Here is a 4079-nt window from a genome sequence, read left to right on the forward strand (position 1 = left end):
GCCCACGTACCCCCCTGCTCCGGAGCCCGCCCCTCCGCGCTCACCAGCGTCGCCGTGAGCGGAGGCGCGTCCGAGAGGGTGTCCTGAGCCGCACTGGCCGGCTCCAGCGGGCCCTCCTCCAGGGCTGCGGGCCCCGAGGACGCCGCACCGCCCGCCAGCCGCACCGCGTGCTTCAGCGCGCCCAGCGCGAGGAGTTCGGGCGGCGCCTGCACGCTCTCCCTGCCGAGCGTGGCGACGCGCGAACGCACCTGTTCCATCCGGGTGCTGCCGCCCACGAGCAGCAGCGTGTCGACGTCCGTCGGCGTCATCCCCGACTGGTCGAGCAGGGCCCGGGCCCGGTCGAGCGTGCGCCCCACGTGCCGCTCCAGATACGCGTCCAGATCGGGCCGCGCGAACCGCACCCACAGCGCGGGCCCGGCCCCCAGCTCCAGATCGAGCAGCGCCGCCTCCGGGCCCCCCGGCACGCCGAGCGCCTCCCGCGCCTCCTGCCCCCGCGCGCGAAGGCCCTGCCACACGGCCGCGTCGACCCCGTGGACCGAGCCCGCGCCGCGGTGTCTGCGCAGCAGCCGCACCGCCGACGACAGCGCCTCCGCGTCGAACGCCCGCCCTCCCGACGTGGCCCCGCCCTCGTAGCCGAGCGAGCGGAAGTGCCCGCGCACACTGCGGATCAGACCGATCTCGAACCCCTCGTACCCCATGCCGTAGACCAGGCAGGTGCCGCTGTCCCGCTCCGTCATGTGGCCGATGACCGCGGCCATGGAGTCGCTGACGAGGCGCGTCGGGTCGAGCCCTGCCTCGCGCGCCGCATCCCGCAGCGCCGCCCGCTGGGCCGAGCCGAACCGCGCGGGCACACTGATCACCGTCTGCGCCACCCGGCCCGGCGCCGCCGCCTCCACCCGCTCCCGCACCGACCGCAGCAGGCGCACCACGACCCGGTCCGCGTCGAGCTGTTTGCCGCCGATGTGCACCGGACGACCGCTGCCCAGACGGCTCTTGAGGCTCGGGAAGGTCACCGGCAGCTCGCCCACGTCGGCCTGCTCGCAGAGCAGCCACGGCCCGTCGCCCCACTCCGCGTCGAGGCGCCGCCCCGGCCGGTCCGGCAGCGCGTAGAGCGCACGGATGCCCGTGGCGCCGAAGTCGATGCCGAGGCTGACGGGGGCCGCCGCCTCCCGTGCGGGCCGCGCCCGTGTCATCCGCCCGCCGTCTCTTCGGCGAAGCGGAGGATGCCCTCGTAGTCGGGCCGGTCGGGGAGCGTCGGGACGGCCCGCTCGGACTGGGCGATCGCCACCAGGTTCACGAGGTTGCGCGCCTGCTGGGCGGTGCCGATGCTGTTGCCCTGCCGGTGTGCCTGCTTGACGTGCTCGACCGCCTCGTTGATCTGCCGGACGGTCTCCGGCGGCGCGCCCTCCGAAGCGAGCTCGGCCTGCCGGAACTGGCTCGCCAGGCCGCACTGGCGGTACATGTCGTCGAGCAGCAGTTCGGTGAGGCGCTTGTACTCACCGCTGTCGCCCATGGCCATCGCCCGCTGCGCCTGCTCGACGTCGCGGCGCACCTTCATCGCCTTCACGGGCTCGATGTAGGGCCCGTACCGCTTCAGGAAGTGGTCGGCCTCCCGTTCGGCGTAGCCCAGCTGCTCGCGCAGCATGGCGCTGTCCACCACCTCGACGGGTTCGGGCGGCGGTGTGCGCGGCTTCTCGCGGTTGGGGGTGGCCTCCAGGACCATGTCGGTGCCGCGCACGGAGATCTTCACCGTGATGATGCGGTCCGCCGAGTAGTTGAAGGAGACGTCCACCTGGCGGTTGATCTCGATCTCCTGCGGCAGCTCGAACTCGACCACGCCCTGTTCGTGGTTCTCGCTCGCCACCCTGCTGTCGCCCTCGTAGACCGGCACGCGGATGCGGCGGCTGTCGGTGGCGTGGAAGGTGCGCTGGCGCGGTTCGGACAGCGGATAGGGCGAGCCCGCCTCGATGATCTCGACGAACACGTCGCGCTGGCTGCCCTTGATCGCCGCGATGCCCATCGCCATCGGCGTCGACTCGTACAGCCCCGTGTCGCCCTTGGAGCGTCCGTCGGCGAGGCTGCGGCCGCAGTCCGTGCAGGCCTCCGCCCCGTACTCGTTGACCTTGGCGCACTTCGGGTCCGAGCACTCCACGCCGTGCAGTGTCTCGGCGAGCACGCCCGCGCCGAAGGCGACGCACTCCATGGGATTGATGTTCCTGCGGACCTTGTCCGCGCCGAAGAACGCCTCGACGGCCTCGTACACGGGCCGGGTGAGGGTGCCGCCGCCCACCAGCAGGACGTCGGAGATGTCGTCCGCGGAGAGTTCGTAGCGGGCCAGGGACTCCTGGACCAGGGTCATCGTCCGGGCCACCAGCGGCGCGATCATCCCCTGGAACTCGCCGCGCGTCAGCTTCATCTCGACGTCGAGGACGCCGCTCTCGCTGCTGTACGCGGCCGGGATCACGATGTACGTCTCCGGCATGTCGTTCAGCTCCCGCTTGGCGCGCTCGGCGGCCTTCTTCGCGTGGAACAGGAACGCCTTGTCGCCCGCCGGGTCCACGTGGTGCTCCTCGCGCATCCACGCGATGATCCGCTCCACGATCGCCAGGTCGAAGTCGTCCCCGCCCAGCCAGATGTCACCGGCCGCCCGCAGCACCTGGAACTGGCTCCTGCCCTCCTGGTCCTTGACCGCGTTGAGGACCGAGATGTCGAAGGTGCCGCCGCCCAGGTCGTAGACGAGCACCCGGCTGCGGGCACCGCCCGGCTTGTGCAGACCGAAGGCGACCGCCGCCGCCGTCGGCTCGTCGACGATCTTCTTGACCACGAGCCCCGCCTTCTCGGCGGCCTCGCGCGTGGCGGCCCGCTGGGCGTCGCGGAAGTAGGCGGGCACGGTGATCACGGCGTGCGTCACGGGCTCACCGAGGACCCGCGAGGCGTCTCTGACCAGCTTGTCCAGGATGACGCTGGAGATCTCCGCCGGGGTGCGGGCGCGCCCGCCGAACAGGACGTGGGCGCGCGGGTCCTGGTCGGGCCCCGCCACGATCTCGTAGCTCATCCGGTCGCGCGCCTGCACCACCGACGCGTCGGCGAAGTCCCGCCCCATCAGGCGCTTCACGGAGACGACGGTCTCCTTGGGCTGCCTGATCGCCCAGTTCAGCGCGTCCTCGCCGACCAGCGGCTGGTCCCTGCCGTCGCGGTGCCCGGCCCCGACGACGGACGGGGTGAGCCGCTCGCCCTTGCTGTTGGTGAGCACGGCGATGTCCGCGCGGTGCGGGTCGTGGGCGGCCACCGCGCTGTTGGTGGTGCCGAGGTCGATGCCGATGGCCTTCATTCCCGCTCCGTCCCTTGCTTCCTGACGCCGTCGACGGCGACGACCACCCGGGCGGCGCGCAGCACTTGCCCCCGGTATCGATACCCGCGCTGCACGATCTCAAGGACCTCGTCGCCGTCCGTTCCGGGCGGCGCGGTGCGGACGGCCTCGATGTGGTGCGTGGCCGGTTCGGCCCGCTCGCCCACGTGTCCGACGCGTTCGAGCCCCTCCTCCGCCAGATCCCTCTCCAGCTGTCCTGCGATCAGCGCCAGGCTCCTGCGGTACGTGTCCACATCGCCCGTCGCGCCGTCGGCGAGGAGCCGGTCGAAGGAGTCGAGGGCGTCGGCGCAGCGCAGCAACAGCCGTTCGGTGAGCGCCTGGTGGACGGAGTCACGGGCGGCAAGGGCGCGGGCGTGCTCGTAGGCGAGCCGGGCCGTCGGGTCAGACATCGAACCGGATCAGGTCGATCAGATCGTCCGGCCGGTGCGCGGCGGCGGCCGCCGCCGGGAGCGGGTCCGGTCCCGCGGCCAGCGCACGGTCGATGTCCGCGGTGGCCAGGGGGAGTTCGGCTTCGAGGTCGACGTCGTAGAGCAGCAGGTCGACGAGGAGCCGACGGCGTACGCCGCGCAGCTCGTCCCACGCCTGCTGGGTGACCGACGTCATCAGGTGCCGGGCGAGCAGTTCGAAGGACACGTCCTGCATGTCCTTGTGGGACGTCCAGGGGGTGACGCCGGCCGGGGCGAGCAGTTCGTAGGGCGAGGGGCGGGAG

4 protein-coding genes are annotated in these 4079 nt (G+C 72.6%); all 4 read right to left on the reverse strand.

Translation table 11 applies throughout. The annotated features are described in order from the left end of the window. The coding region (locus tag AOK03_RS34240; RefSeq protein WP_157869152.1) for an Hsp70 family protein at positions 1-1193 on the reverse strand (1193 nt) is incomplete at its 3' end. Next, a complete protein-coding gene (locus tag AOK03_RS34245; RefSeq protein WP_055569280.1) occupies positions 1190-3331 on the reverse strand; it encodes an Hsp70 family protein in 2142 nt (713 codons plus the stop codon). The genes AOK03_RS34240 and AOK03_RS34245, both read right to left, overlap by 4 nt. Further along, positions 3328-3759: a nucleotide exchange factor GrpE gene (locus tag AOK03_RS34250; protein ID WP_055569281.1), complete on the reverse strand. Its 432-nt coding sequence runs from the start codon at positions 3757-3759 to the stop codon at positions 3328-3330. Before AOK03_RS34250 ends, AOK03_RS34245 begins: the two co-directional genes overlap by 4 nt. Continuing rightward, positions 3752-4079: hypothetical protein (locus AOK03_RS34255; protein ID WP_157869153.1), on the reverse strand; the 328-nt coding region annotated here is incomplete at its 5' end. The genes AOK03_RS34250 and AOK03_RS34255, both read right to left, overlap by 8 nt.

It is taken from the genome of Streptomyces atriruber (assembly GCF_001418325.1).
GTDB lineage: Bacteria > Actinomycetota > Actinomycetes > Streptomycetales > Streptomycetaceae > Streptomyces > Streptomyces atriruber.

What these genes read in the sequence shown, in the direction of transcription:
- AOK03_RS34245 (WP_055569280.1), bottom strand. Translation starts at nt 3,331, where the DNA reads ATGAAGGCCATCGGCATCGACCTCGGCACCACCAACAGCGCGGTGGCC.
- AOK03_RS34250 (WP_055569281.1), bottom strand. Translation starts at nt 3,759, where the DNA reads ATGTCTGACCCGACGGCCCGGCTCGCCTACGAGCACGCCCGCGCCCTT.